Source organism: Pseudoclavibacter sp. VKM Ac-2867 (genome assembly GCF_015351275.1).
GTDB lineage: Bacteria > Actinomycetota > Actinomycetes > Actinomycetales > Microbacteriaceae > Pseudoclavibacter.
On sequence record NZ_JADKSL010000005.1, the window covers coordinates 56,793 to 81,963 of the forward strand.

Sequence of the window (25,171 nt, forward strand, 5' to 3'; positions counted from 1 at the left end):
AACTGCGCGAACTCTTGGTTGAGTCTTGCTCGGTCACGGTCGAAGCCTACGTTGCTGTGCCGATACGCTGTCTGAGTTACCAGCACGAAGGAGTTGCTATGAAATACACGGGGTTTGGCGTCGGGACCGGCGTCGCTTTCGGTGAAGTCCTGCGCATGCCTGATCCGCTCCCCGAACCGGCCGACGAGCGCGCCACCGGCGACGCCGCGACCGAGTACGAGCGCGCGATCGCCGCACTCCGTGAGACCGGCGAGGCGCTGACCGCTCGCGCAGCGACCGTCGACGGCGCCGCGAAGAACGTGCTGGAGTCGCAGGCCATGATGGCTGCCGACCCGTCGCTCGCCGACAGCATCAAGGCGGCCACCGAGGGTGGCAAGACCGCCGAGCGTGCCGTCTTCGAGTCCTTCTCCTCGTTCGCCGAGATGCTCAAGAGCCTCGGCGGCTACCTGGCGGAGCGCGCGACCGACCTTGGCGACGTCTCGCAGCGCGTCATCGCCCTGCTCCGCGGCGTTCCTGCCCCCGAGGTGCCGTCGAGCGACACCCCGTTCATCCTGGTCGCCCACGACCTCGCACCAGCCGACACGGCCAAGCTCGACCTGTCGAAGGTGCTCGCGCTGGTCACCCGTGACGGCAGCCCCAAGGCGCACACCGGCATCCTGGCGGCCGAGAAGGGTCTCCCCGCGGTTGTTGCGGTCAAGGAAGCCGACAGCCTCCGCGACGGCGAGACGATCGTCGTCGACGCGGCCAAGGGCCAGGTCATCACCGAGCCGTCCGCCGAGCGCATCGCGGAGGCCCAGGCCGAGATCGACCGCGTCGCGGCGATGAAGGCCGCTCCGATCGAGCCGGGTGAGCTCGCCGACGGCACGCCCGTGCAGATCCTCGCGAACATCGGCAAGCCCGTGGATGCGGAGCGCGCGGCAGCCCTCGGCGCCGAGGGCGTCGGCCTGTTCCGCACCGAGTTCCTCTTCCTCGACAGCGACACGGCTCCGTCGGTGGAGAAGCAGACCGCCGACTATACGGCGGCCCTCGCCCACTTCCCCGGCAAGAAGGTCGTCGTGCGCGTGCTCGACGCCGGCGCCGACAAGCCCCTCGCTTTCCTCACCGAGGCCGACGAGCCCAACCCGGCCCTAGGCCTTCGCGGCATCCGCGTCCTCATGAAGAAGGAGCAGATCCTCCGCGACCAGCTCCAGGCGCTCGCCAACGCGCAGGCCGCGACCGAGGCGAAGGTCTGGGTCATGGCTCCGATGGTCTCCGACGCGCACGAGAGCGAGCACTTCACGGCGCTGGCTCGCGAGTACGGCCTCATGACGGCCGGAAGCATGATCGAGGTTCCCTCGGCTGCGCTCTTGGCCGAGCAGATCCTCGAGACGAGCGACTTCGTCTCCGTGGGTACCAACGACCTCACGCAGTACACGCTCGCGGCCGACCGTCTCCTCGGCAGCGTCGCGGCGTTCCAGGACCCGTGGCACCCCGCCGTGCTGCGCCTCATCGAGCGTATCGGCGAGGCAGGCGAGCACCACCAGAAGAACGTGGGTGTGTGCGGCGAGGCCGCGGCCGACCCGAACCTGGCGATCGTGCTCGTGGGTCTCGGCGTCCGCTCGCTCTCCATGGCGCCTCCCGCGTTCGTCGAGGTCCGCGCCGCGCTCAAGCGCGTCACGCTCGAGCAGGCGAAGGAGATCGCTCATCTCGCGATCTTCGCGAAGTCGGCCGAGGGTGCGAAGGGTCGCGTGGTCGACGCGCTCGCGACGCGCGGTGTCATCACGACGGCAGTGCCGGTCGTCGAGGCGTAGGGCCCTTCTGCAGGCGCTGCCGGTTCGCTGGCGGGCGCCGCAGGTGTCGAGCGGGGCGCGTCCGGATTCTTCCGGATGCGCCCCGCTTCTGCGTGCGCGGGGTTCCGCATCCGACGGCTCGACGCTATAGTTGCACAGTATCTAACAACGACGGAGCGTGCATGCCTGATCCCGGCCCCGTGGCCGCCCTCGAACGCGTCACGGTGCGATACGGGGCGGGTGTGCCAGCGCTCGACGGCATCGACCTGGAGATCCGGCGCGGCGAGATCCTCGGCATCGTGGGGGAGTCCGGCGCCGGGAAGTCGACGCTGCTGCGACTCCTCGACGCCGACGAGACGCCGAGCGAGGGGAGAGTGCTCATCGAGGGCGCCGACCCGTCTGCGATGCGCGAGCGCGAGCGTCGTGGCCTGCGCCGCCGCATCGGCATGGTCTTCCAGAGCTTCAACCTGCTCGCGAACCGGACGGCGCGGCAGAACGTCGAGCTTCCGCTGCGGCTGCAGCGGCGCAAGGATCCGGCGTTCGTCGACGAGCTGCTGGACTACGTGGGCCTCGGCGATCGGGGCGGCGACTACCCGGCTCAGCTCTCGGGCGGGCAGAAGCAGCGCGTGGCCATCGCGCGTGCGCTCGTGACGCGGCCGCCGCTGCTGCTCTGCGACGAGCCGACCTCGGCGCTCGACGAGCGAACGACCAGCGACATCCTGCGGCTGCTCGCCTCGACGCGCGAGGACTTCGGCACGACCATCGCGCTCGTCACCCACGAGCTCGCCGCAGTCAAGGCCATCTGCGACCGGGCCGCGATCCTCGACCGGGGTCGGCTGCAGGGCATCGTCTCGGTCGAGCACAGCGCGCGCGACGACCGCGGCTCCTACGTCGAGCACGCGAAGCGGATGCTCGAGTCGTGATGGAGCTCATCGACAGCATCGTCTCCTCCCTCACCGGCAACGCCGACGCGATCGGCCAGGCACTCGCCGAGACCGGATACATGCTCGTGTTCTCGCTCGCAGCAGCGGTCGTGCTCGGGCTTCCGCTCGGCGTCCTCATCTACCTGACGCGGCCGGGTGGGGTGCGCGAGCATCGTGGTCTGTGGCGGGTCGCCAACCTCTACGTCACCGTCGTCCGGTCGTTCCCCTTCCTGCTGTTCGTGGTGTTCCTCATCCCGCTCACGCGCCTCGTGTTCGGCACGACGTTCGGCACGCAGGCGGCGACGTTCCCGCTGTGCTTCGTGGGCGTCGCGATCTACGCGCGCCTCGTCGAGCAGATCCTGCTGGAGGTGCCCTCCGGCGTGATCCACGCCGCCAGGTCCATGGGCGCCGATACGGGGCAGATCATCACCCGCTTCCTGTTCGTGGAGGCGCGCAGCGGGCTCGTCTACGCGCTCACCTCGGCCGCCATCAGCCTGCTCTCGTACTCGACGGTGCTCGGTGTCGTCGGGGGCGGTGGGCTCGGCGACTTCGCCCTGCGCTACGGGTATCAGGAGTACGACTACCCGCTCATGTACACGACCATCGTCATCGTCATCGTCTGCGTGCAGCTCCTCCAGACCGGGGGCCACAGGCTCTCCGTGGCGCTCGACCGCCGCTGACTCTCCGTCGGACGACGTCCATCCGCCTCCCGCACGACCCGAAAAGGAACCAACCGCCATGAGACTCCGCCTCCGCTCGATCGGCGCCGCACTGGCTGTCGGCTCCCTCGCCCTCCTGACCGCAGGGTGCGCTCCGTCCGCCGGGGAGGCGGGTGGCGACGTCGTCACGATCAAGGTCGCCGCGACGGTGACGCCCATGACGGATGTCGTCGAGGCGGCGGCCGAGGTCATCGAGGAGGGCTACGAGATCGAGCTGGTGCCCGTCTCGGACTACGTGCAACCGAACGTGCTCGTCGAGAACGGCGAGATCGATGCGAACTTCGTGCAGTTCGTGCCCTTCATGGAGGAGTTCAACACGAAGAACGACGCGTCGCTCGCCGGTGTGAAGCCGATCTACTCGACGGTCGTGGCGTTCTATTCGAAGACCCTGGCCTCACTCGACGAGCTGCCGCAGGGTGGCAGCGTCGTCATCCCGAATGACAGCGCGAACGCGGCCCGTGCCCTGCAGCTGCTCGCCGACCAGGGCGTCATCACGCTCGACCCGAGCGTCGAGCGGTTCACCGCGAAGGTCGCCGACATCACGGAGAACCCACGCGAGCTGACGATCACGCAGGTCGACCTGCTGCAGCTCAACACGGCGTACGAAGAGGCGGATGCGGTCTTCAACCTGCCCTCGTTCGCGCGCCAGCTGGGGCTGACGCCGGTCGACAACGGTCTGGCCGTGGAGCAGGATCCTCAGTTCGCCGTGACGCTCGTCACGCGCGAGGACAAGCTCGGGACGCCCGAGATCGCGGCGCTCGAGAAGGCGTTCACGAGCGACCACGTGCGGGAGACGCTCGAGTCGCTTGACGTGCCGCCCGCGTTCTAGGTGTCCAGCTAGCGGGATGTCGGCGCGAACTCACGCAGCAGGAGCGAGGCGTTGTGCCCTCCGAAGCCGAAGGAGTTCGAGAGCACGGTGCGGATGCGCGCGGGGCGGGCCTCGTGCGCCACGACGTCCAGCTCTGGGAACTCGGGGTCGTCGAGGTTGAGGGTCGGCGGAATCAGGGAGTCGCGCGTCGTCAGCAGCGAGATGACGGCCTCGAGCGCGCCCGCGGCGCCCAGGAGATGCCCGGTCGCGGACTTGTTGGCCGTGACGGGCACCTCGCCGAGGCGGGAGCCGAGCAGCTCGCGCAGGGCGGCAGTCTCCATGGCGTCGTTCAGCGGCGTGCTCGTGCCGTGCGCGTTGACGTGGTCGAGCTGGTCGGTGCTGAGCTTCGCGTCGTCGAGGGCGGAGCGCATGGCGGCGATCGCGCCGCTCCCGTCCGGCCTCGGCGCCGTCGGATGGTAGGCGTCCGACGTCGCACCGTATCCGGCGATCTCGCCCAGGATCTCCGCGCCCCGCGCGAGTGCGCTCGTCTCGGACTCGACGAGGAGGGCGGCTGCTCCGGCCGACATGACGAAGCCGTGGCGTCCGCGGTCGAAGGGCCTGCTGGCGGTCTCGGGCGCATCCTCGTGGCCGAGCGCGAGGGCCCCGAGCGTGGCGTTCACGGCCAGGTTGACGCGGTTGAGGCAGTCGTCGGCTGCGACCACGAGCACCGCGTCGGCGTAGCCGTGTCTGATCGTGCGCATCGCCTCGCCGAGCGCGACGGTGCCGCTGGCGCACGTCGCCGAGAGCCCGGCGCTCGCCCCGCGCGCGCCGTAGCGTTCGCTGAGGTATGCGGCTGCGGCGTCGAGGCCGCCGTACACGACGACGCCAGGCGGCACGCGGCGAGGGCCCGAGGCGTCCAGGACGCGCGCGGCATCCTGGGTGAGCGAGACGGGTCCAGAGCCGGTTGCGATGGTGACGGCGAATCGGCTGGCGTCGAACGGCAGGGCGCCAGGGGTGATGCCCGTGGCGCGCATCGCCTCGTCCGCCGCCGCGACGGCGTAGTGCGCGTGCCGGTCGAGTCTCGCGATGTCCCGCTTGGGGAGGTGGGAGGCGGCGTCGAAGCCGCGCACCTCTCCGGCGACGCGCACGGCGAGGTCGGAGACGTCGACGCCGGCGATGAGGCCGATGCCGCTCCTGCCGGAGACCAGCGACGACCAGGTGCTCGCCACGTCGAGCCCGTTCGGCGTGACGGCTCCCACGGCGGTGACGACGGCGCGGTTCATAGCCGGTCCACGTCGCCCGAGCCGACGAGCTCGAGCACGGCGGTGCGGCGGATCTTCCCGCCGGCGGTCCTCGGCAGGGCGAGCGCACGGTAGAGGCGGTGGGGGACGAACTGCGGCGCGAGGTGGGCACGCAGGTGCGCGAGCATCCGCGCCTTGGCGGGCAGCGATTCCGCCTCGCCCTCGACGACGACCGCCACGATCGAGCCGAGCGTGGCGTCTGGGAGGGCGACGGCACAGCACTGCTCGCAGCCCGGCAGGGATGCGAGCGCACGCTCGACTTGGGGCAGGGACACCTTGTGGCCGCCGGAGACCGCGACGTCACCAGCGCGGCCGAGCAGCTGGATGCGCCCGCCCGCGAACGAGGCGAGGTCGCCGACGCTGGCCCAGCCGTCGGCATCCGTGATGCGCTCTGCGCTCGTCGCGGCGAGGTAGCGCTCGACCGCTGAGCCGACCCTGATGTTGAGCGTGCCCGTCTCGCCGGTGGGCACCTCCGCACCGGACTCGTCGCGCACGCTCACCTCGACGCCGCCGAAGGGCGTGAGGCTCGTGCCGTCGCCCGCGTCGCTGTAGCCGATGAAGCCGATCTCGGAGGCGCCGTAGTAGCTGCGCAGGTGCGCCGTCGGGAGGGTCTCCTCGAAGCTGCGGCGGATGTGCTCCGGCTGGTTCGCGCCGCCAGTGATGACCTCGAGCAGGGAGTCGAGCGGTTGCTCGGCGCGACGTGCGGCCTGCAGGATCGCGAGCAGCATCGCGGGCACGCCGACGAGGCGCTCGACGCGGTCGGTCGCGATGGTTCGCGCGGTGGCCTGCGCGTCGAAGCGGCTCTGCAGGAAGAGGGAGCCGCCGGTCGCGAGGACCTCGACGAGCGCGTAGAGGGTGAGGCTGTAGGAGAGCGGGCCCGGGGCGATCGTCGAGCGGCCGTCCTCGACGCCGAGGTACCTGCGGCTGATGTCCACGTTGTGGTCCCAGCTGCCCCGGGTGCGCAGGAAGCCCTTGGGGAGGTCGGTTGTGCCCGAGGTGAAGAGCAGCAGGAACGGCTCGTCGCGGGGCCGGACCTCGGGGCCCGGCGCCGAATCGTCTCGCCGAGCGAGAGCATCCGCCGCCGCCAAGTCGAACGCAGCGAGGGAGACGACGGTTCCGGCGAAGGAGGACGCCCGGAGGTGGTCTTCGAAGTCGGCATCGTCGGTGATGACAAGTGCCGGTTCGACGCGCTGCAGGATCTCGAGGCGGTGTTCGAGCGGCCACAGCGGGTCGAGGACGGCTGCGACGGCCCGGAAGCTGATGGCGCCGGTGAGGAGCCGCGCCGCGTCGATCGCGCGCGACAAGGAGACGGCCACGATCGGCACGCCGCGCGTTTCGGCCGACGAGGCCCCGAGCGCGACGGGTTGGGACGAGCCGAGGAGGGTCTCCACCCCCGCTCGCACCGCTGCGCACGAGCGGAGGAGCTGACGGTAGGTGAGCCGCTCGCCGTCGCCGGCGAGCGCGATGCGGTCGGGCCTGCGGGCGGCGACGTCGATGAGCGTGCGAGTGAGAGGCACCTGTCGAGTCTAGGACGTGCCCCTGGCCGGCTGCGGGGCAAGTCAGCCAGGGGCGCGTCGATCGGGTGGCTAGTCGAGCCCGCCGCGGAAGCGAGTGATGTACGCGGCGTGGTCGGCGAGCTCCTGGGTGACCCGCTCTGCCGACCAGCCGGCCGCATCCGCTGCCACGGCCGCCGACTCCTCGGCGACGGAGACGGCGAGGTCGGCCTCGAGGCCGACCATCGTGCGTCGATGCAGGATGTCGCTGAGGTGCACGGCGCTCTCCTGCTCGATGGCGAACACGATCTCGGCGGCGACGATGGCGGAGGGGCCGTCGCCGATGACCTTCGCGAGCTGTGGTCTCTCCGCGGCCAGGGCGGCGATGTCGAGGGCGCGGGCACCGTAGACGCGGACGAGGCGGTCGGAGATCGCCTCGTCCCACGGCAGCTCGCGTCTGAGGTTCGCGCGCCGCAGGGACGTGCTCGGCCACTTGCTCCAGGATGCGCCGGGCAGGGCGGCCTTGGCCGCGCCGGAGGCGGGCAGCTTCCGACCGAGGAGCTTGCTGGCGATGAGGTCGACGGTCTCCTTCGCGAGGCTGAGGTGCGGGGTGAGCTTGCCGCCGACGATGCTCACGAGGCCCAGACGATCGTCGTGGGCGGTGATGATGTGGCTGCGCGAGATGGCACCGGTCTTGGCGGCGTCGACGAAGGGCAGGGGGCGGACTCCGGTGTAGCTGTAGAGCACGTCGGCCTTGGTGAGCTTCGCCTGCGGGATGACGAGGTTCGTCTCCTTGAGGATGTACTCGACTTCCGCAGCGGTGCCGCGCGCCTTGCCCGGGTCGCCTTCGAAGCGGTCGTCGGTCGTGCCGATGAGGTACTTGCCGTTCCAGGGGATGACGAGGATCGCGCGGTTGTCGGTGAACGCCTCGTAGTAGATGGTGGCGGTCGGGGCGCCCGGGAACTCGTCGACGACGAGGTGCGTGCCGGTGGTGCCGCCGATCTGTCGCTTCACTCCCGCGGGCAAGGAGAGCTCGTCGAGCCAGGGGCCCGCCGCGTTGACGACGGTGTGGCCGCGCACCGTGAAACGCTCGCCGCTTGTCACGTCGGTGGCCTCCACCCCGGTCACAGCGGTGCCGTCGCGGACGAGGCGCTCCACGCTCGTGTAGTTCGCAACGCGCGCGCCGGCCTCGCTTGCGCTCAGGATCGTCTCGAGCACAAGTCGCTCCGGGTACGCGATCTGCGCGTCGTAGTAGTGGAGTCCTCCGCCGAGGCCTCTTCGGCGCAGGCCTGGGAACTCGGTGGCGAGCTCTTTCACGCCGAGGTGCCGGTGCGATGGCAGCGATTTCTGGAGGGAGAGCACGTCGTAGAGGATCATCCCGATCCGGAACATCCAGCCGGGGAGGTGATTGTGCTTGTAGAGCGGCACGATGAAGGGCATGGGCTCGATGAGGTGCGGTGCGATGTGGAGGAGGGCCTCCCGGTCGTGGAGTGACTCGTAGACGAGGGGGATCTCTCCGTGCTCGAGGTAGCGGAGGCCACCGTGGATGAGGCGGGAGTTCCAGGCGGAGGTGCCTTCGCCGAAGTCGCTGCGTTCGAGGAGGGCGACGCTCAGGCCGCGTAGGGCGGCTTCGCGGGCGACGGCGGCGCCGTTGATGCCGGCGCCGACGACGATGACGTCGAAGGTGCGGCTCGCGAGTTCGCCTGCGCTCGCCCGCGGGAGTCCGCCGCGGAGGGATGTGTTTGGCGTCGTTGCCATGGTGCTCCTGACCCGGTCGTGCGGCCAGGCCGCGAAACGAAGTTGTACGTACATGTTCGCACAGGATTAGACTTGCGGCGAGTGCGCTGCTGAGAGTGTGCTCGACAACTCTGAACGCCACGACTACGGAGGAACAGCGATGACGCTGCCAGCCATGATGATCGGTCACAGCTCGAAGTCCTACGCGACCCTCGCCGACACGCGAGCCTGGGTCGCCGAGGTCGTGGGCGAGCTGAGGGGGAGTCCCCGCGGCGGTGACGGCATCTTCCTCTGCACGCCCGATCCGGTCATCTCGATCGCAGGCAACGGGCTCGACGAGATCGGAGCGCAGGTCGGGGCACAGGATGTCTCGCCCTTCGGTCTCGGGGCCTTCACCGGCGAGACGGCGGCCGAGGTGCTGTCGGAGGTCGGTGCGACGCTGGTCATGGTCGGGCACCCCGAGCGCGCGAAGCTCCTCGGTGAGACGCTCGCCGACGTGCGAGAGAAATGCCGTGCCGCATCCGACGCGGGAGTGGTCCCCATCCTGATCGCCGGCGAGCCGGAGCGGGGTGAGGCGGCCAGGTCGATCATCGACCGGCAGTTGATCGAGGCGTTCGCGGATGTACCCGGCGACCGGCCGATCGTCGTCGCCTACGAGCCGAGCTGGGCGATCGGGCAACCCGAGCCGGCCCCCGGCGACTACGTGGCGGCCACCATCGCGCATATCCGCGGGCAGCTCGCCGCTCGCTCGGGGGACGTGCGCATCCTCTACGGCGGCAGCGCGGGGCCGGGGACGTTCGCCGCCATCTGGGACGCCGCGGAAGAGCTCGGCGCGGGCCACCCCGATGGCGTCTTCCTCGGACGCTTCGGCCTCCGGGCAGCGGGCTTCCTGGAGACCGTTCGCGAAGTGCGGGCGGTGCAGGACCAGCTGGTGGGCGATGCGCCGCGCATCGAGCGCAGGTAGGGTGCTGGTCATGTCGAGTCCCGAGTCAGACAGGTCAGGGGCTGCCGGTCACACCGCCAGCCCCGCGAACCGCTAGTCGTACCGCCCCGCAAGCTGCGGGCGTGAGTCCGCTCTCTCGGGCAGCTGGCCGTGGTGACAGGAGTTCCCCTCTCTTGATCGCTCACCTCGGAGTCCTCGATGCCTTTTGCCCTCTACCTGCTTGCCCTGGCCGTCTTCGTCATGGGCACATCTGAATTCATGCTCGCGGGTCTGCTTCCCGCGATAGCCGCCGACCTCGACGTCTCGGTCGGCACCGCGGGTCTGCTGACCTCGGCCTTCGCGATCGGCATGGTCGTCGGTGCGCCCGCTATGGCGGCGTTCGCTCGACGCTGGCCACCGCGGCTGACGCTCATCGTCTGTCTCTGCGTGTTCGCGGCATGCCACGTCGTCGGCGCGATGGCGACGTCGTTCCCGCCTCTGCTCGTCACGCGGGTGCTCGGTGCGCTCGCGAACGCGGGGTTCCTCGCGGTAGCCCTCGGCGTCGCCACCACACTCGTTCCGCCTGACCGGAAGGGTCGTGCGCTGTCGATCCTGCTGTCCGGCACGACGATCGCCACCGTCGCTGGCGTGCCCGCGGGCGCTCTGCTCGGCACCGCGCTGGGGTGGCGCGCGACGTTCTGGGGGATCGCGATCCTCTGTGTCCCCGCCCTCATCGGGATCGTCCGGGGCATCCCTCAGAGGAACGCTCGGGACGGGGCGAGCGGCGTCGCGCCGAGTCTGCGCGCCGAGCTCGCTCAGCTGGCGTCGCCGAGACTCGTGCGGGCGATGGTGCTCGGCGCGCTCATCAACGGCGGCACCTTCGCGGCGTTCACGTTCCTGGCGCCGGTGGTGACCGACACTGCAGGGCTCGACGAAGGGTGGGTTCCCGTCGCACTGGTGCTGTTCGGCGTCGGCTCGTTCCTCGGCGTCACGATCGCGGGTCGGATGTCGGATCAGCGACCCGGACTTGCCCTCGCCGTCGGCGGCCCCCTGCTGCTGGCCGGATGGATCACGATGGCCTGCGGTGCCGCCCACCCTGCGGTGCTCCTCACCCTGGTCTTCGTGCTCGGGGTGCTCTCGTTCGGAGTCGGCAGCACGCTCATCGCGCGAGTCCTGTACGAGGCCTCCGCAGCGCCCACGATGGCCGGCTCCTACGCGACCGCCGCCCTCAACATCGGGGCGGCAGCCGGACCGGTACTCGGAGCGCTCGGGCTCGCACTGGGGGTGGGGGCGCTCGCGCCAGTCTGGGTAGCCTCGGCGCTCACCGCGGTCGCGCTCCTCGTCATGATGCTCTCGCGAGACTGGACGCCGCGGGCGAGCACGGCGTAAGCCGCCGTGACGGCGTCCGCCTCGGTCGCCTGGTGCTCCGAGAAGGCGCCTAGATCCAGGGTTTGGCGGGCGGCGCGGTGTCGAGTGGCCGGCCCTGGAAGTCTGCGGCCGCAACTCCCGACAGCGACCGACCAGTTGCCCATGCGAGCAGGTCGGAGAGCGTGCCGGAGACCCGCAGGTCCGTGTCTCGGACCCCTGGCCCGCATTCGGCCGAGGCCCACGGGTGGAACGCGCTCCGGTCATCCGTCGCCACGGCACTGACGAAGTGGTCGTGACGAGCCCAGGTGTCCAGGACCTCCTGCAGGATGCGTCGCTGGAGGACGGCGGGGACGTCGCTCGGGGTGACTCCGGCGTCGAGGTCGATGAGGTGCATCCACAGCTCGCGGGTTCTCAGCTCCAGCGTGTCCCTCACCGCGAGTGGCGACCCCCGTCCGTCCCGGACCTGGTAGTCCCAGCGGTCCTCGGGGAGCGCGGACCAGGCGGCCTCGAAGCTCCGCGCCTCCGCCGCCGAGAGTCGTGCCAGCTGCGCGGCGGTCAGCTGAGACCCGGCCTCGATCTCTGCATCGCGTGCCGCTCGGGATTCGTACATGGGGTTCCGAGACCCAGTCGCCGCCCAGTCCACGAGGCGAGCCAGCGCGCGTGCGTTGTAGGCCACGTGCGCGATGACATGGGCGCGCGTCCAACCGGGGAGGAGCGAGGCGTCCCGCAGATCCCCGGCGTCCAGGTGAGAGAGGGCTTCGTCGAAGCGTGCTTGCGCATGGAGGACTTCTCGCAGACCCTCCGCTGTCTCGCCAGGAGTGCCGGGAGCTTGCCTGCCCCCGGTCGGGGGTGTGCTCTGGGCGGTCGCATCGGACACGTTCATCTTGCTCCTGCTCTCTTGTCTCTGATCGTCGTGGGAATCGGAGCCGGGCCGCCAACGGCGGAGCTCCGCGAGTCGTAGCTGAGCTCTCCGCCCAGTACTGTCGCGACGACCTCGATCGCCGAGATATCCGTCGCCGAGATCGGCGAGGACGCGAGCACGGTCATGTCGGCGAGCTTGCCGACCTCGAGGGTGCCCTTGTCTCGCAGCTGCCCCGTTGCCTTCGCGGCCCACTCCGTGTGCGTCCGCAGTGCTTCTTCCGGCGTGATTCCCTCGCGCGTCCCGAGGATCTCGCCGCCCGCGGTGAGGCGGTCCACGGCTGACTGCATGCCTCTCCTGAGATTGTTGTCTGCCACTGGCAGATCCGACGAGCCGGTGAGGATCCCCCCGGCATCGATGATCGACCGCCCACGGTAGAGCCAGTCGCGGCGTCCTGCCCCGACCCGCTTGAGGATCTGGTCGCCGAGGGGCCCGATGAACCCTGCTTGAGGGGTCACGGCGATTCGCAGGCGCCCGGCGCGTGTGACCTGGTCTGGTCGGGCGATCCCGAAATGCTCGATCCTGCACGGCGCCGGGAGGGGGCCGTAGAGCGAGTGCGCTTCCTCGATCAGGTCCAGAGCGAGGTCGATGGCGGCGTCGCCGATGGCGTGCAGCGCAAGCGGCCAGCCCGAGCGGTAGATGGCGAGCGCCTGCTCTCGGTAGTGCGCAGGCTCATCGAGCAGGTACCCGCGATTGTGGTCGTGCCCGCAGAAGTCCTCGGTCACGGCTGCCGTCGCGCCGAGCAGTGACCCGTCCAGGAACACCTTGACGTGCCCGAACCGCACCTCGTCGGTCCCGAAGCCGAAGCGCACGCCCAGATCGAGGCCCCTCCCCTCGCCATGGCCGTGGAAGTCGGCTGGGTGCGCGTGGAGCGGACGGAGGGCGTCTGCGGCCGGCATGAGCTGAGCGCGAGCGTGCAATGAGCCTCGCTCGGCCGCGGCCTGGTAGGCGGCCACCTCGACAGGGCTGTGCCCGATCCAGCCGCCGCCGACGCCGGCCTCGGAGAAGCTGGTGATGCCCTCGGCGGCGTACCTGGCGGTTGCAGCTTCGATCGCGTCCACGAGCACATCCTGCGAATAGGGCATGAGCAGTGCCTGGACAAGGCCTTGCGCTGCCTCTTCGAGCACACCGGTCGGTGCACCGCTCTCGTCCAGGAGGACAGCTCCGCCTGCTGGCGGTTCGAAGCCGTCCCGGAAGACGCCGATCCTTCGAAGCGTCTCGGTGTTGACGATGGAGGCGTGTCCAGACGTGTGGCGCATGGAGAGCGGGTGATCACCGGTGATCTCGTCGAGCCGCTCGAGGCTGGGGTACCTGCCGTCATAGCGAGCCTGATTGAAGCCCGTCACGTGGATCCAGGCGCCAGGCTCGTCGTCGACCGCAGCGACAGCTGCCTCTATCGCGCCGTACAGGGATGCGTAGGTGGGGCTGTCGCCGGCGTCGACCGCCCCGAGGCTGAGCCCCCACCATGCTGTGTGGCAGTGCGCGTCGATGAATCCCGGGGTGATGCAGGCGTCGCCGAAGTCGATCTCCTCGCGAGCACTGATGCCGGTGAGGTCCTGGTCGAACCCGACGATGCGTCCGTTGAGGATTCCGACGCAGCTCGCCTTCGGTCGCGCCCGGTCCATGGTGAGGATCTCGTGGGCTCGGATCTTCACGTCGATGTGCATGGTGCTCTCTCTTCCCTGTTGCTCGTTGCTCGCCCTGATCCGCGCGACGAGGTGCTAGTGCTTGAACCCCGGAAGGCTGACGCTGAAGCGCGGCGCGATGGCACCGCAGACGGCAGTGATGATCGAGATGAGTGCCAGCATGAGGGCGGCGGGCCACCAGGAGTCATTGGCCGTCGCGACCAGTCCCGTGACGATGAGCGGGACGAAGCCGGCCACCATGGCGGCCGTGTTGTTCGCCACCGCCACGCCCGTGTACCGGGTTCTCGCGGGGAAGAGTCCGGTCAAGACGGCTCCCGTACCGGCGTAGGGGAACGACAGGGTCGACACGGCAAGCACCATCGCGAGGATGACCAGGGTCGGGATACCTGAGGTGAGCAGCATGAAGGCGGGAATCGCCACGATCGCGGACGCGATTCCGCCCCAGAAGATGACGCGGCTGGAGCCGAACCGCGCCCCGAGCCTCCCGGCCCAGACGATCACGAAGATCTCCGCCGTGGCGGCGGCGATCGTCCCGAGAAGCATCAGCCACGGTTCATAGCCGAGCACGTTGACGCCGTACCAGACGCAGAAGGTGGTGACCAGGTAGAAGCCGCCCATGCCGAGGAGCGAGGCACCCAGTCCGACGAGGATCTGGCGCCAGCTGTGCTTGAACGTCGTCCGGACCGGCGTCGGCGCTGTCTCGCCGGCCGCCTCGAGCTGGCGGAAGACCGGTGATTCTTCGAGTCGGCTGCGGATGTAGATGGCGATGAGCAGCAGCGGAAGGGAGAGCAGGAATGGGATCCGCCAGGCCCACGAGTCGAAGTTCTCCTGCGTGAAGAAGAACGTGATGAGGAAGAACCCGCCTGATGACAGGATCGTTCCGATCGGAGAGCCGATGAGGGGGATGACCGCGTAGCGCGCCCGCAGGTGCAGGGGAGCGTTCTCGACGACGAGCGTGAGCGCTCCCGACCATTCACCTCCCACGAAGAGCCCCTGGACGACGCGGAGGAGCACGAGCAGAATCGGGGCTGCGATGCCGATCGCCGCGTAGGTGGGCAGGATGCCGATGAGCCCGGTGATGAGGCCGATGCCGATGATGGTGATCATCAGCGTCTTGCGTCTCCCGATCCGGTCGCCCATCGCCCCGAAGATGATGCCGCCGAGCGGGCGGGCGGCGACGCCCACACCGAACGTGGCGAACGAGGCGAGCGCTGCTGCGCTCGCGTTCTCGTTGGTGAAGTACTGCACGTTGAAGACGAGCGCTGCGGCTGCGCTGAAGAGGAAGAAGTCGTAGTACTCGAGTGCGGTGCCGACAAGTGCGCCGATGGCGACCTTGTTGGCGTCTCTTGAGCTCAGCTCTTGTACTGCGCTGTACTCGATCGTTGCTGTCGGTGCGTGGTGGCTCATGATGATCTCCAGTGAGGATCTGGCCGGCAACCGCCGTATGCGGGGGCCCACAGGAAGCCTCCCAGGAGGTTCGTCATCATTTCAGGGGCATCGGCTCCCATCTTGCTCCCCAAATCAGTGCATCTGCACATAATGTGGAGGTCATGACCTCACCCTCCCCTTCGGGGATCTCCCGACATCCCCGAACGGAGGACCGCGAGCGCTGGCTCGCGATCATCGACCTGATCGAGGTGCCGCAGCTTGTCGAAGCGTTCATGGACCTGATCTTCACCATTCCCGGCTACGCCTCGTCATTGGTGCCGCGATCCGAGATTCGCAGGACGGCGACCCAGGCGTTCGATGCGATGATCGACGGGCTCAGGGAGGGTGGCCTGCCGGACGTGGTCGAGGTGGCCAATCGTGTCGGTGTCTCACGCGCCCGTGCGGACGTTCCGCTCAGTTCCCTGATGTCGGCCATCCACGCCGATTTCCAGGTGCTCTGGGAGGCCGTGACTCGGACCGCGTCCCCCTCGGACGCGGGCCTCATCGTGCGGCACACGGCCGTCGTCATCCGAACCGTCGACGAGTACGCCCACCGGGCGCAGCGCGCGTACGTCGCCGAGCGTGAACGCATGCAGGGCGAGGCCTCGGCGGTGCTGCAAGGCCACATCGCAAGTCTCTTCGAAGGGGCTCCGGCGAACGATCGGCTCCAGGCTGTCGCCGCGCATCTCGGTGTGCAGGTCTCGGCGCCTCTGCTCGTGTGCGCCGCCGTGGGGTCGGACACGGAGGCGCTGCGTCTGCTGCTCGCGGACTTCGATCGGGTCGGCACGCGATTCTTCACGCATACGGTCGCCGACGGGATCATCGCCTTCGCGCCACGGAGTCCGTGGGGTGACCGGACTGCTGCATCCGCCGCCCAGCTCCAACGCCTGCGGGAGCAGCGGGTTGGCCTGGTGGAGGCTCGTCGCGGGCTCCCCGAGCTCGGTCAGACTGCTCAAGTCGCTCTGTCTCTCGCTCGTCTGCTCGGCCCAGACGAGGTCGATGCTCTGACGTGGGAGCGGGGGTGGGCGCGTTTCGCGAAGCGCGCAGTCGTCGATGCGGGGGTGCCGCTCCTGGCGGATGTCGATGCGGCGCTCGCTCGCTGCGGCCCCTCTGAGCAGACTCGTCTACGGGAAGCGGTCGTGAGCTATCTGCGGACCGGGAACATCAGCGGGTCGGCGGCAGAGCTCTTCTGCCACCGGAATACGCTCGGCAATCGCCTGCGGCGGTTCGCCGAGGTCACGGGCCTGGACCCGATGCTGCCCGGCGATGCCGCACGACTCGTCGTGGCCTGGAGCTAGGACTTCGTGCGAGAGACCTTGTCCGGAGCCGAAGATGCCGGGCGATCAGCTCTGAGGCACGCCTAGTCGAGGGTGCCCCAGGCTGCGATGGCCGCGTCGAGCTCCGGTGTCTGCCCGTCGGAGTCGCGGACGTCGCGGCCCGCGAGCGCCGCGTCGATGGCCTGGTGCATGGCGAGGCCTCCCGACGCGGGTCCGCCCGGGTGCCCCTGGATGGCGCCGCCGACGCCCAGCACGATGTCGTTGCCGAGATCGCCGACGTACGTCGCCACGGTGCCCGGGTGCACGCCGCCGCCGATGATGGGCGCCGTGCTGCGGAGGCCAGGGCGGGGCACCTTGAGCTGCTGCGCGGTCTGCAGGTACTGCAGCCGCGTGATCGGGTACCCGCCGTACGGAGTGTTCACGAGCGCGAGGTCGGCGCCCGCGAGGCGGGGGAGCAGGCCGCTCGCGATGGGCGAGGTCATGCCTGTCGTGGCGTTCTCGAAGTAGGGGGCTGAGCCGGCGAAGTGCCCGAGGATGGGAACGTCGACCGCGTCGGCGAGCGCCTCGACCGAGCCGTAGCCCACGTTGGCGTAGCAGACCATGACGGCGCGAGCTCCCGCATCCACGGCTCGTCTGGCGGTGTCGAGCATGCGGTCCGGCCGGTCGGAGACGTTCGGGATGTACATGGTGCGCCGGCCGGTGACCTGCGCGGCGCGGTCGAGTGCCTCGTTGTAGGCGATGACGCGGTCGACGACGGGCGAGAAGGCGGTGTTGCCGAGCAGCTCGTCGTCTTTGATCATGTCGATGCCGCCGAGTGCCGTCTCGTACGCGATCGCGGCGCCCTCGTCGGGGGTCAGGCCCGTGCATGGCTTCAGCATGTTGAGCAGCAGGGGGCGCGACTCGACGTCGAGCACCTGCCGGAGTCCCTCGATGCCGAAGCGGGGGCCAGCGAACGCGTCGAGGCGCGCTCGCGGGAACTCGAGGTCGACGAGCTTCGCCTCGAGCGACGTGGAGGCGTCGTTGCCGATGAGGGTCGTGAGCAGCTGCGGGATCGAATCCCCGATGTTCACTGCCGGCACGCCGATCGTGGCGAAGTACCAGCTCGCGTCGTCTGGCGCCGAGGTCGTCGTGTCGGCGGCCGGGATGGGCTGGATGCGCACGATGCGCGCCTCGTGCCTGTCGCGCAGCTCGCGCGTGAGGCCGGGGACGGGAAGCCAGGTGCCGGTGGTCTGGCCGACTGCGAAGCGCTGGACGACGGCGTGCGCGTCCTGGCTCGCCGGCAGCGTGAAGACGTAGCTCGCGAGGATCAGGTCGCGCTCGAGGGCGAGGTCGGCGGGGACGAATTCGATGTCCATCAGTGCTCCTCCTGCTGTTCGGCGGGCTCCTGCCGCGGGGCGGCCGGTGCTGGCGCATCGGCGCCGATGCTCCTGGCCAGCTCCTCGAGGATCTCGGCGGCGCCGTCGTGGGCGTGGTGGCCGACGACGCCGATCGCGATGTCCTTGACCTCCTGGCGGGCGTTCTCCATCGCGAAGGGGAAGCCGATCTGAGTGAGCCAGGCGAGGTCGTTGCCGCCGTCGCCGAGGCCGAGGGTATGCGCTGGGTCGACACCGTGCTCCTCGAGCATGGTCTCGAGCGCGTGCCACTTCGTCGCATCCGGCGCCACGAACTCGAAGAAGCAGTACATGGAGCGGGTGCCGGACGGCGCGGCGTCGAAGATGCGGTCGGCGACCTCGTCGAGTTCCGCCTCGCTGCCGAAGAGCATCACCTTGGTGATGTCGTCGGGCAGCTCGTCGGGATCGCCGATGATGATGTCCCGCTCGTTGAGCTCCCGCAGCATCCGCGAGCACTCGCCGTCCCGGTCGACGTAGATGTCGGTGACCGACCACCAGGTGCGTTCGAGGCCGAGGCGCGCGCCGAGGTCCAGGATGCGTCTGGCCTCGGCGTGCGTCATCGGCGTGATCGTCGTGTTGGTGTCCTCCACCGGGTCGAAGATGACCGCCCCGTTGTTGCTTGCGACCGTGTTCCGGATGCCCGCCTCGCGTGCCAGCTCGAGCACGTTCTGTCTCGCCCGTCCGGTGAGGAGGATCACCGGGATTCCGTGCTCGACGAGCGAGCGGAGGGCTGCTGTCGTGCGCGGGGTGAGCTGGTGGTCGGCTCCGGCGATGGTCCCGTCGACGTCGAGCGCGACTGCGCGCACGGTGTCGAGGTTCACGGATGCTGGCACGAGGGGGTACTCCTTCGGGTCGGGGTCAGGCGGTCGGGCGTCGAACGGCTGCGTGGTGCGGTGGGTGCTCGGAGTCGGTCATCAACCCGCGGCTCCGATGACGGCGCCGAGGCCGAGCACGATCGTCGTCGCCGGCCAGATGGCTGCTGCCGGCGGGTCGATGTGCGTGTCGCCGTGAGACTGCCACAGGCGGGCGAAGAGTTCCCCGAACCAGGCTCCCAGTACGCCGGCCGCGGCGCCGATGATGATCGCGAGGGCGGCGTTCTCGCCGACCAGGGGGTAGAAGGTCGCGGCCGCGATGGAGGCTGGCAGCGTGATGTGGTGCGTGACCGGCACCGGCTGGCCTGCGGAGAGGAGGATGAGGGAGAGCGCGGAGATGCCGAATACGAAGGTCGACGCGTTGGCGGCTTCCGGGAAGGCCTGCAGCAGCGTGATGGAGATGAAGGAGGCGAAGAGCCCGGCTCCGACGCCCAGTGCCGTGTTGATGCCGAAGCTCTCCTGGGCGCGGATCCAGGAGCCGGCGTCGTTGGGCTCGAAGGAGTCGAAGCCGCTCTTGCCTGAGTTGTTTCGGGCGAAGACCTTGGTGCGCCCGAAGAGGACGCGGGCGAGGATGGCGCTGATGACGACGGTCAGGGCGACGGAGTCGGTGATGGCGCCGAAGCCGGGGATGATCGCGATGAGCTTCTGCACGAAGTAGCCGAAGAGCCCGAAGACGGCTCCGACGGCGAGCACGTCCGGCTTGGCGAGTGCGGCGAGGGGCAGGACGATGTCCTTGCCGTTGTCCATGTAGCCGCGGCGTGCCGCGTACGCGGTCGCGGCGACGCCGCCAGCGAACGCGATGTGGGGGCCGAATGCGGGACCGAACGCGAGGCTGCTGATGATGGGTGCATCCGGAACCGCGACTTGTGCGACGAACCCGACGATGACGAGCACACCGGTGAAGACGAAGGCGTGCAGACTTCCGATCGCTGCTCCGAAGAAGCCACCTGCCAGTGCGGCGAGGATGGAGAACAGGTCGATTTCCATGGGCGAGGCCTTTCTCGACACGCGTCACCGTTGACGCGAACTCCCATGAGCATATACAAGTCTATACATGCATGTGCAAGCATTGACATGTTCGTACACCAATCGTACGCTCGGCTCTGGCGGAACACCGCCCCGTGATCACAAAGAAGTGGGACGAAATGGCAAAGTACATTCTCGGCATCGACGAGGGCACGACAAGTGCCCGTGCGTTCATCATCGATGAGGACTGCAACGTCGTGGGCTTCGCCCAGGCGGAGCTCACGCAGCTCTACCCTCGACCCGGCCTCATCGAGCACAACCCTCGAGAGATCCTCAACACCCAGCTCGAGGTGATTCGCGCCGCTCTGCGTGACGCGAACCTCGAGCCGAGCGACCTCAGCGCGGTGGGCATGACCAACCAGCGCGAGACCGGCGTGGTGTGGGACAAGGAGACGGGCGCGCCGATCTACAACGCCATCGTGTGGGCGTCCAGGCACTCCGTGGAAGTCGTCGAAGGCTGGGTCGAGCAGGGGATCGGCCCGCTCATCCAGGAGCGCACGGGCCTGATCCCGGATGCGTACTACACGGCCTCCAAGATCCGCTGGATCCTCGACCAGGTGCCGGGCGCCCAGGCCAGAGCTGAGGCCGGCGAGCTGCTCGCCGGAACGATCGACACGTGGCTCATCTGGAACCTGACGGGCCGGAAGGCCTTCGTGACTGATACCTCCAACGCCTCCCGCACCATGATGATGAACCTCGAGACGCTCCAGTGGGATGAGGAGCTGCTCGGCCATTACGGGATCCCCCGCAAGATGCTCGCCGACATCGTGCCGAGCGGCGAGATCGTCGGCGACCTCAGCGCGACGTTCGGGGCCCCCGTGCCGATCGGTGGCAACCTGGGCGACCAGCAGGCGGGCCTCTTCGGGCAGGCCGCATTCCGGAAGGGGCTGAGCAAGATGACGTACGGCACCGCTGGCGTGCTCAACATCAACTCCGGTGACAAGCCGCAGCGCATCGAGGGGCTCACCCCGAGCGTGGCCTGGACTGTCGAGGGCAAGACCTCGTACGAGATCGAGGGCGTGCTCTTCGCCATGGGCAAGACCATGCAATGGCTGCGCGACGACCTGCAGCTCATCCACGCCGCCCCCGACAGCGAGTGGTACGCCGGTCAGGTGGCCAGCACCGAAGGCGTGTACCTGATTCCCGCCTTCACCGGTCTCGCGGCGCCGACCTGGGACCCCCACGCCCGCGCAGCCATCATCGGCATGAGCAACGCGACCACCAGGCTGCACATCATCCGCGCCGCCGTGGAGTCGATGGTGTTCCAGACCCGCGACGTCGTCGAGGCCGCGACGCAGAGCGGCGAGATCTCCATCTCGGAGCTGCGCGTCGATGGTGGCGCCGTCAAGAACAACCTGCTCTGTCAGCTCCAGGCTGATGTGCTCGGCATCCCAGTCGTGCGTCCCAAGATCGCGGAGGCCACCATCTTCGGTGCCATGCTGCTCGGCGGCATGTCAGCCGGCATCTTCGCCGACCTCGAGGAGGTCGAGAGCAAGTGGAAGGTCGACCGGGTCTTCGAGCCGCAGCGCTCGCGGGATGAGGCCGACTCGATGTACGCCGGCTGGCGCGCTGCTCGGGAGCTCACCATGGGGTGGGCCAAGAAGGTGGCGTAGCGCGGAGCCCCCCTCCCTAGCCACCCGTTCGAAGGTGCCCTCCGAGTGAATCGGAGGGCACCTTTGTGCTCAGGTGGAGAGGTTTTGGCACCACTCGCCCAGCTTCGTGCCATCCAAATCCCAGTCAAGTCCGAATAGTCTGCTGGTTGGCAGTGTCGGGCACGTGCGCCTCTCAGGCGCAGTGGTGGTCATTTGGACAAGTTGTCCCGGTTCTCGACGAGACGCCCTACTGCGGAAGGACGCAGGGAGTTCCAGCCCGCACCCCACCCTGGGCGGCGCTGAACCCTGAACCTCTTTCAGTGTCCGCACGTCGCCACGCCCGTCTTTGAAAGCGTTCCACCCTTGCCTGCATCGAATACCGGCCCTCGCGCCGGGGAAGAACTGCCCCCGAAGCTCCGACGAGCCCTGCAGCGCACGCCCTCTTCGTCGACGTCGCCCGTCAGCCTGGTGTCCTGGCGTCGCTACCGTGTCGGCGCGCCCGTTGGCAAGGTCCTCACCTCCACGTCCAACGGTCCGCTCGATCTCGAGTTCGACGCCACAACCGACTCCAGCGTCGGTGTTCAGCAACGGGCGACGATCACCGCGCTGAAGGGGCTCGGGCGGCATCTTGCTGTGCCGCCGGCTCGGGGGAGCAGGGCGACGCGGTTGAGCATCGCCTTCAGCCGAGCGGTGCAGGGCGTCTCGTTCTCCCTGCTGAAGATCCCGGGCGTCGATGACGAGGATGCGCGGATCGTCGTCACCTCCTCCGGTCTGACCTTCGAGCGTGAACGCGGGCTCGGGGGTGATGGCTCGGAAGCCGACCCGTTCCACAACCTGGGGTCGCGCCAGCGCAGTCTCCGCCTCTCCTGGAGGGGGCCCGTGTCGAGGCTCGTGGTGCAGCTCGTCCACGGCCAGCAGGACGATGATGCCCGTGTGCTCCTCCGGCTGAGCGACCTCGTGCTGCTCGACGCCGTCGCCTCGGAACCGGACCCGGACCCGGACTCGGCGCCTAGGCCGACGGGATGGGGAAAGGGCGAGGACTGAACTCCTCGTCGAGTTCGGGCCCTCGGCGGCAAGCTCGCTGAGGGCCCGAATCTGTCGAGGTGAGTCGAATCAGGTCCCGCTGCAGAGGACGAGCGTCGAGTTGACGGCGCCGCTCGGCTTCGCCGTGGACCCTGCGGTGAAGCCGGTCGGGAGTGTGGCGGTCGCGGCGAGGTTGAACGCAACGGAGATCGACAGCGTGGTGCGCAGCTCGAGCGTCGCGTTCGCGGGCAGTGCCGCCGTGAGTGTGATCCGGCGAGTGTTTCCGCTGAGGACATTCACATTGGCGGTGCCACCTGTGACGGAGAAGAGGCCGATGTTGGCGATACCCGAGCCGACGATGTCGATCTGGGTGCCGATCGGCAGCGGCTGCGCACCCGCCGTCACCTCGAATCCGGGGCCGAGGAGGGCGAGGACTCCACAGTCGCCGACCACACGGAAGTTGCCGACGTTGACGAGCTGGGACGAGGAGGCGAAGGGTGCGGCGGTCGCCAGCGCGATGACGGGCACCGACCAGGCGGCACCCTTCACGAGGTTGCGGCGATCGATGGTCTTCGGTGAATTGGGGGAAGCTGCGGTCATGGGGGGAGACCTCTCGCGAGTGACGACGTTGTTCGAGCAAGTGCTCCCCGCTATTGAATGAAGAATCGCTTTCTTGCACGGAATGAGCGCTTATCCCGTCGCGTTCTGCCGGATAGACGGCGCAAATCGTTCATCCTCGCCGGGTCGAAGGCGAGTGTGTGCGGAATGCAGCGAGAAGGACTACGCGCTTTGAGGCGAAGCGGATACTGCGTTGAATTGATACCGCTTCAGAACGCGGTGCATGACTTGCGACGAAGAGAATCCGGAGAGCTCCGCGAGCTGGGTGACCGGCACCTGCGCGTAGCGCTCGTCGTTGAGCAGCTGGTGCGCCAGTTCGGCTCGAGCGCGTCGCAGCGCGGAGGCCGGAGCGTCCCCGTGCGTGTGAAACTCCCTCTGGAGCTGCCGGAGGGAGACGCTCAGGTCCCGGGCGATGGTCGCGGGTGAGACGTCGGGGTCCGCACGTCGCACGATCATGAGCTCCAGCGCGCGAGGGTAGAGGCCCTGGGTGCTGACCTGCACGTCTGCGTGGAAGCCCTCGCTGCTCAGCAGGAGCGCACCCGACTGCTCGTGGAGCAGCTGCTGGAGGAAGTAGGAGGACAGGACCGTCGGATCTTCGTCCAGCCGTGCGAGCACCTCGAGAAACGAGGTCACAGGGCGTGCGAGCGCCGTATCGGAGCGCAGTACGCCGCTGTGGTTCGAGACCCGCACGCCGAGGTCGGCCGCGACCTGGGCGGGGACCGACACGAGGATCACGGCGGAGGCTTCCTCGAATCTCATCGAGGACTGCGCTCCCGGACCCAGGAAGAAGCCCCCGCTGGTCGTGACCGTGTGCGACGCGCCCGCGGGGTCGATGGTGAGCCGTCCTTGTCTGACCAGTCCGAGGATGATGCGCTGGCGGGCTGCGTCATTCTCGATCCGCACCGGTCCCGTGCGGACCTCAGCCCGGAACACACAGCCGTTCTCGAAGACCACGCCGGCGGCAGACAGGTGCCAGTTGCGGTCGTCGCTGGAGAACCTTCCAACCCCCGTGTCGACGTCCGCGCTCGCTGAGACCCCGTCCACGACAGAACGTTGCGAGCTCAGGATCAGCGAGGACCGGTGAGCGCCGGGGGGAGCGGCCATATCGCTAGTGTTCTGAATTCAGTTGTTTATTGCAAGACGGGGCACCCTTGGTGGCGTGTCGCGGGCTTCATAATGAGACTTTTTTGCGGGTGATTGCAGCTTGCAAAGGTTGCAATTCAATTGTCCGAATTCCCCGGGTCGATAGTTGGAGAATTCCCCATGCCTGGTGAATGGCGTTCACTTAGTCGTGGATGCGGAAGACGACCTTGACGCCTCTCGCGACGAGGTCCATCCCTTCTTGCCAGTCCTCCAGGGCGAGCTCGCGCCCGATGACGGCTTCCGTGTCGACGCGACCCTGTCCCATCAGTCGCAGTGCTGTGCGGTAGCTCGACGGACGCTTCCCCCGTGATCCCTTGAGGGTCAGCTCTCGGTTCACGACGGCGTCGATGTCGAAGTCCGGGTTGCGCTTGTAGAACGCCACCATGACGAGCTCGCCGCCCTTCGCGAGTAGCTCGAGTGCGCTCTCTGCGACCTCCGCGCTGCCGGAGCATTCGAACACGGCCGCCGCGCCGAGTCCGCCCGTGAGCGACTTCACGAGCTCGGCGACCGATTCGCTCTCGCTGTTCACGACGTGCGGAATCCCCATCTCCAGTGCGCGGTCGAGCGTCTCCCGGTGCCGGCTGCGCCCCACGAGGATCGGCGTCGCGCCGACCGCCAGGGCCGCGAGTGCTGTCAACTGGCCGACTGCTCCCGGTCCCGTCACGACGACGACCTCGCCGGCGAGCGGCGCGGAGCGCTCGACGACGGCGTGGACGGAGACGGCGAGGGGTTCCGTCAGCGCGGCCGCTCGCAGGCTCACCCCCGGTGGCAGCGCGTGCACTGCGCGTTCGGGCATCGCGATGCGATCCGCCAGCGCACCGTCGGTCGTCGTGCCGATGCCCTTGCGCTTCGCGCAGCGGTTGTACTGCTCGGACCTGCAGTAGGTGCACTGCATGCAGAGCACGGCATCCGTCTCGAAGGTGACCTGAGTGCCGATCTGCAGGTCTGCACGCACGACCCCGTCGCCGAGTGCGACGATGGTGCCGGATGCTTCATGGCCCAGGATGCGCGGGGTGTGCTGGTCGCCTGCGCTGTCGATCGCGTGACGGTCGGTGCCGCAGACTGCGCCGTAGGCCACGTCGATGAGCACGGCATCATCGGCGATGCTCGGCTCCTTCACGTCGCGCAGTTCAACAGCCCCGGCGGCTGGGGAGAACTTGAGGAGAGCTTTCATGCTCTGATCCTGGCAAGGACCG

The 25,171-nt window shown here is 68.7% G+C and carries 21 protein-coding genes; 9 read left to right on the plus strand and 12 right to left on the minus strand.

Features of this window, described 5'->3' with window-relative positions:
- The first annotated feature begins 98 nt into the window (after window positions 1–98).
- From ptsP to ITJ67_RS06740, 4 genes are all read left to right on the plus strand, one after another.
- Window positions 99–1,790: a phosphoenolpyruvate--protein phosphotransferase gene (gene ptsP / locus ITJ67_RS06725; protein ID WP_160072788.1), complete on the plus strand. Its 1,692-nt coding sequence runs from the start codon at window positions 99–101 to the stop codon at window positions 1,788–1,790.
- A gap of 161 nt (window positions 1,791–1,951) precedes the next feature.
- The gene (locus tag ITJ67_RS06730; protein ID WP_194677133.1) at window positions 1,952–2,692 is read left to right on the plus strand and encodes a methionine ABC transporter ATP-binding protein; all 741 of its coding nucleotides are present in this window, start codon (window positions 1,952–1,954) and stop codon (window positions 2,690–2,692) included.
- A complete protein-coding gene (locus tag ITJ67_RS06735; protein ID WP_104330495.1) occupies window positions 2,692–3,372 on the plus strand; it encodes a methionine ABC transporter permease in 681 nt (226 codons plus the stop codon). The genes ITJ67_RS06730 and ITJ67_RS06735 overlap by 1 nt, the downstream gene beginning before the upstream one ends.
- Window positions 3,373–3,430: 58 nt before the next feature.
- Window positions 3,431–4,240 (plus strand): MetQ/NlpA family ABC transporter substrate-binding protein, encoded by an 810-nt coding sequence (locus ITJ67_RS06740; protein ID WP_194677134.1) that lies wholly within the window; start codon window positions 3,431–3,433, stop codon window positions 4,238–4,240.
- Between the two features lie 8 nt (window positions 4,241–4,248).
- Here the strand turns inward: ITJ67_RS06740 and ITJ67_RS06745 are convergent, their stop codons facing one another.
- From ITJ67_RS06745 to ITJ67_RS06755, 3 genes are all read right to left on the minus strand, one after another.
- Complete coding sequence (locus ITJ67_RS06745; RefSeq protein WP_194677135.1) at window positions 4,249–5,502, minus strand: beta-ketoacyl-[acyl-carrier-protein] synthase family protein; 1,254 nt, start codon at window positions 5,500–5,502, stop codon at window positions 4,249–4,251.
- A complete protein-coding gene (locus ITJ67_RS06750; protein WP_194677136.1) occupies window positions 5,499–7,037 on the minus strand; it encodes a class I adenylate-forming enzyme family protein in 1,539 nt (512 codons plus the stop codon). Before ITJ67_RS06750 ends, ITJ67_RS06745 begins: the two co-directional genes overlap by 4 nt.
- A 69-nt stretch (window positions 7,038–7,106) precedes the next feature.
- On the minus strand, window positions 7,107–8,771 hold the full coding sequence (locus ITJ67_RS06755; protein ID WP_194677137.1) for a glycerol-3-phosphate dehydrogenase/oxidase: 1,665 nt from the start codon (window positions 8,769–8,771) through the stop codon (window positions 7,107–7,109).
- A gap of 139 nt (window positions 8,772–8,910) precedes the next feature.
- Here ITJ67_RS06755 and ITJ67_RS06760 point away from each other — a divergent pair, with 139 nt between their 5' ends.
- Window positions 8,911–9,714 (plus strand): triose-phosphate isomerase family protein, encoded by an 804-nt coding sequence (locus ITJ67_RS06760; protein ID WP_160072776.1) that lies wholly within the window; start codon window positions 8,911–8,913, stop codon window positions 9,712–9,714.
- 177 nt (window positions 9,715–9,891) lie between these two features.
- Entirely contained in the window at window positions 9,892–11,061 is a 1,170-nt protein-coding gene (locus tag ITJ67_RS06765; protein ID WP_194677138.1) for a Cmx/CmrA family chloramphenicol efflux MFS transporter, read from the plus strand.
- Window positions 11,062–11,110: 49 nt separating this feature from the next.
- Here ITJ67_RS06765 and ITJ67_RS06770 read toward each other — a convergent pair whose 3' ends face one another.
- The 3 genes from ITJ67_RS06770 to ITJ67_RS06780 are packed head-to-tail and all read right to left on the minus strand — an operon-like array spanning window position 11,111 to window position 15,012.
- On the minus strand, window positions 11,111–11,923 hold the full coding sequence (locus ITJ67_RS06770) for a maleylpyruvate isomerase family mycothiol-dependent enzyme (RefSeq protein ID WP_104299696.1): 813 nt from the start codon (window positions 11,921–11,923) through the stop codon (window positions 11,111–11,113).
- Window positions 11,920–13,626 (minus strand): amidohydrolase, encoded by a 1,707-nt coding sequence (locus ITJ67_RS06775; RefSeq protein ID WP_104306016.1) that lies wholly within the window; start codon window positions 13,624–13,626, stop codon window positions 11,920–11,922. Before ITJ67_RS06775 ends, ITJ67_RS06770 begins: the two co-directional genes overlap by 4 nt.
- 54 nt (window positions 13,627–13,680) lie before the next feature.
- The gene (locus tag ITJ67_RS06780) at window positions 13,681–15,012 is read right to left on the minus strand and encodes an MFS transporter (protein WP_104243106.1); all 1,332 of its coding nucleotides are present in this window, start codon (window positions 15,010–15,012) and stop codon (window positions 13,681–13,683) included.
- Window positions 15,013–15,155: 143 nt separating this feature from the next.
- Between ITJ67_RS06780 and ITJ67_RS06785 the strand changes: the two genes are divergently transcribed.
- The gene (locus tag ITJ67_RS06785) at window positions 15,156–16,331 is read left to right on the plus strand and encodes a PucR family transcriptional regulator (protein WP_160072770.1); all 1,176 of its coding nucleotides are present in this window, start codon (window positions 15,156–15,158) and stop codon (window positions 16,329–16,331) included.
- A gap of 62 nt (window positions 16,332–16,393) precedes the next feature.
- Here the strand turns inward: ITJ67_RS06785 and ITJ67_RS06790 are convergent, their stop codons facing one another.
- From ITJ67_RS06790 to ITJ67_RS06800, 3 genes are all read right to left on the minus strand, one after another.
- Window positions 16,394–17,665: a RuBisCO large subunit C-terminal-like domain-containing protein gene (locus tag ITJ67_RS06790; RefSeq protein ID WP_194677139.1), complete on the minus strand. Its 1,272-nt coding sequence runs from the start codon at window positions 17,663–17,665 to the stop codon at window positions 16,394–16,396.
- Window positions 17,665–18,534, minus strand: a complete 870-nt coding sequence (locus ITJ67_RS06795; RefSeq protein WP_194677140.1) for an HAD family hydrolase — start codon at window positions 18,532–18,534, stop codon at window positions 17,665–17,667. Before ITJ67_RS06795 ends, ITJ67_RS06790 begins: the two co-directional genes overlap by 1 nt.
- Window positions 18,535–18,615: 81 nt before the next feature.
- Entirely contained in the window at window positions 18,616–19,560 is a 945-nt protein-coding gene (locus ITJ67_RS06800) for a hypothetical protein (RefSeq protein ID WP_194677141.1), read from the minus strand.
- Between the two features lie 158 nt (window positions 19,561–19,718).
- Between ITJ67_RS06800 and ITJ67_RS06805 the strand changes: the two genes are divergently transcribed.
- A complete protein-coding gene (locus ITJ67_RS06805) occupies window positions 19,719–21,212 on the plus strand; it encodes an FGGY family carbohydrate kinase (protein WP_104243095.1) in 1,494 nt (497 codons plus the stop codon).
- A gap of 342 nt (window positions 21,213–21,554) precedes the next feature.
- Window positions 21,555–22,235, plus strand: a complete 681-nt coding sequence (locus ITJ67_RS06810; protein ID WP_194677142.1) for a hypothetical protein — start codon at window positions 21,555–21,557, stop codon at window positions 22,233–22,235.
- Window positions 22,236–22,304: 69 nt separating this feature from the next.
- Here the strand turns inward: ITJ67_RS06810 and ITJ67_RS06815 are convergent, their stop codons facing one another.
- The 3 genes from ITJ67_RS06815 to ITJ67_RS06825 all read right to left on the minus strand — a co-directional run bounded on the left by ITJ67_RS06815 (window position 22,305) and on the right by ITJ67_RS06825 (window position 25,149).
- Complete coding sequence (locus tag ITJ67_RS06815) at window positions 22,305–22,814, minus strand: hypothetical protein (protein ID WP_160072762.1); 510 nt, start codon at window positions 22,812–22,814, stop codon at window positions 22,305–22,307.
- Between the two features lie 180 nt (window positions 22,815–22,994).
- Window positions 22,995–23,876: an AraC family transcriptional regulator gene (locus ITJ67_RS06820; protein WP_160072760.1), complete on the minus strand. Its 882-nt coding sequence runs from the start codon at window positions 23,874–23,876 to the stop codon at window positions 22,995–22,997.
- Window positions 23,877–24,117: 241 nt separating this feature from the next.
- A complete protein-coding gene (locus ITJ67_RS06825; protein WP_194677144.1) occupies window positions 24,118–25,149 on the minus strand; it encodes a zinc-binding dehydrogenase in 1,032 nt (343 codons plus the stop codon).
- Window positions 25,150–25,171: the final 22 nt, after the last annotated feature.

What these genes read in the sequence shown, in the direction of transcription:
- ptsP (WP_160072788.1), top strand. Translation starts at nt 99, where the DNA reads ATGAAATACACGGGGTTTGGCGTCGGGACCGGCGTCGCTTTCGGTGAA.
- ITJ67_RS06730 (WP_194677133.1), top strand. Translation starts at nt 1,952, where the DNA reads ATGCCTGATCCCGGCCCCGTGGCCGCCCTCGAACGCGTCACGGTGCGA.
- ITJ67_RS06735 (WP_104330495.1), top strand. Translation starts at nt 2,692, where the DNA reads ATGGAGCTCATCGACAGCATCGTCTCCTCCCTCACCGGCAACGCCGAC.
- ITJ67_RS06740 (WP_194677134.1), top strand. Translation starts at nt 3,431, where the DNA reads ATGAGACTCCGCCTCCGCTCGATCGGCGCCGCACTGGCTGTCGGCTCC.
- ITJ67_RS06745 (WP_194677135.1), bottom strand. Translation starts at nt 5,502, where the DNA reads ATGAACCGCGCCGTCGTCACCGCCGTGGGAGCCGTCACGCCGAACGGG.
- ITJ67_RS06755 (WP_194677137.1), bottom strand. Translation starts at nt 8,771, where the DNA reads ATGGCAACGACGCCAAACACATCCCTCCGCGGCGGACTCCCGCGGGCG.
- ITJ67_RS06760 (WP_160072776.1), top strand. Translation starts at nt 8,911, where the DNA reads ATGACGCTGCCAGCCATGATGATCGGTCACAGCTCGAAGTCCTACGCG.
- ITJ67_RS06765 (WP_194677138.1), top strand. Translation starts at nt 9,892, where the DNA reads ATGCCTTTTGCCCTCTACCTGCTTGCCCTGGCCGTCTTCGTCATGGGC.
- ITJ67_RS06770 (WP_104299696.1), bottom strand. Translation starts at nt 11,923, where the DNA reads ATGAACGTGTCCGATGCGACCGCCCAGAGCACACCCCCGACCGGGGGC.
- ITJ67_RS06775 (WP_104306016.1), bottom strand. Translation starts at nt 13,626, where the DNA reads ATGCACATCGACGTGAAGATCCGAGCCCACGAGATCCTCACCATGGAC.
- ITJ67_RS06780 (WP_104243106.1), bottom strand. Translation starts at nt 15,012, where the DNA reads ATGAGCCACCACGCACCGACAGCAACGATCGAGTACAGCGCAGTACAA.
- ITJ67_RS06785 (WP_160072770.1), top strand. Translation starts at nt 15,156, where the DNA reads ATGACCTCACCCTCCCCTTCGGGGATCTCCCGACATCCCCGAACGGAG.
- ITJ67_RS06790 (WP_194677139.1), bottom strand. Translation starts at nt 17,665, where the DNA reads ATGGACATCGAATTCGTCCCCGCCGACCTCGCCCTCGAGCGCGACCTG.
- ITJ67_RS06800 (WP_194677141.1), bottom strand. Translation starts at nt 19,560, where the DNA reads ATGGAAATCGACCTGTTCTCCATCCTCGCCGCACTGGCAGGTGGCTTC.
- ITJ67_RS06805 (WP_104243095.1), top strand. Translation starts at nt 19,719, where the DNA reads ATGGCAAAGTACATTCTCGGCATCGACGAGGGCACGACAAGTGCCCGT.
- ITJ67_RS06815 (WP_160072762.1), bottom strand. Translation starts at nt 22,814, where the DNA reads ATGACCGCAGCTTCCCCCAATTCACCGAAGACCATCGATCGCCGCAAC.
- ITJ67_RS06825 (WP_194677144.1), bottom strand. Translation starts at nt 25,149, where the DNA reads ATGAAAGCTCTCCTCAAGTTCTCCCCAGCCGCCGGGGCTGTTGAACTG.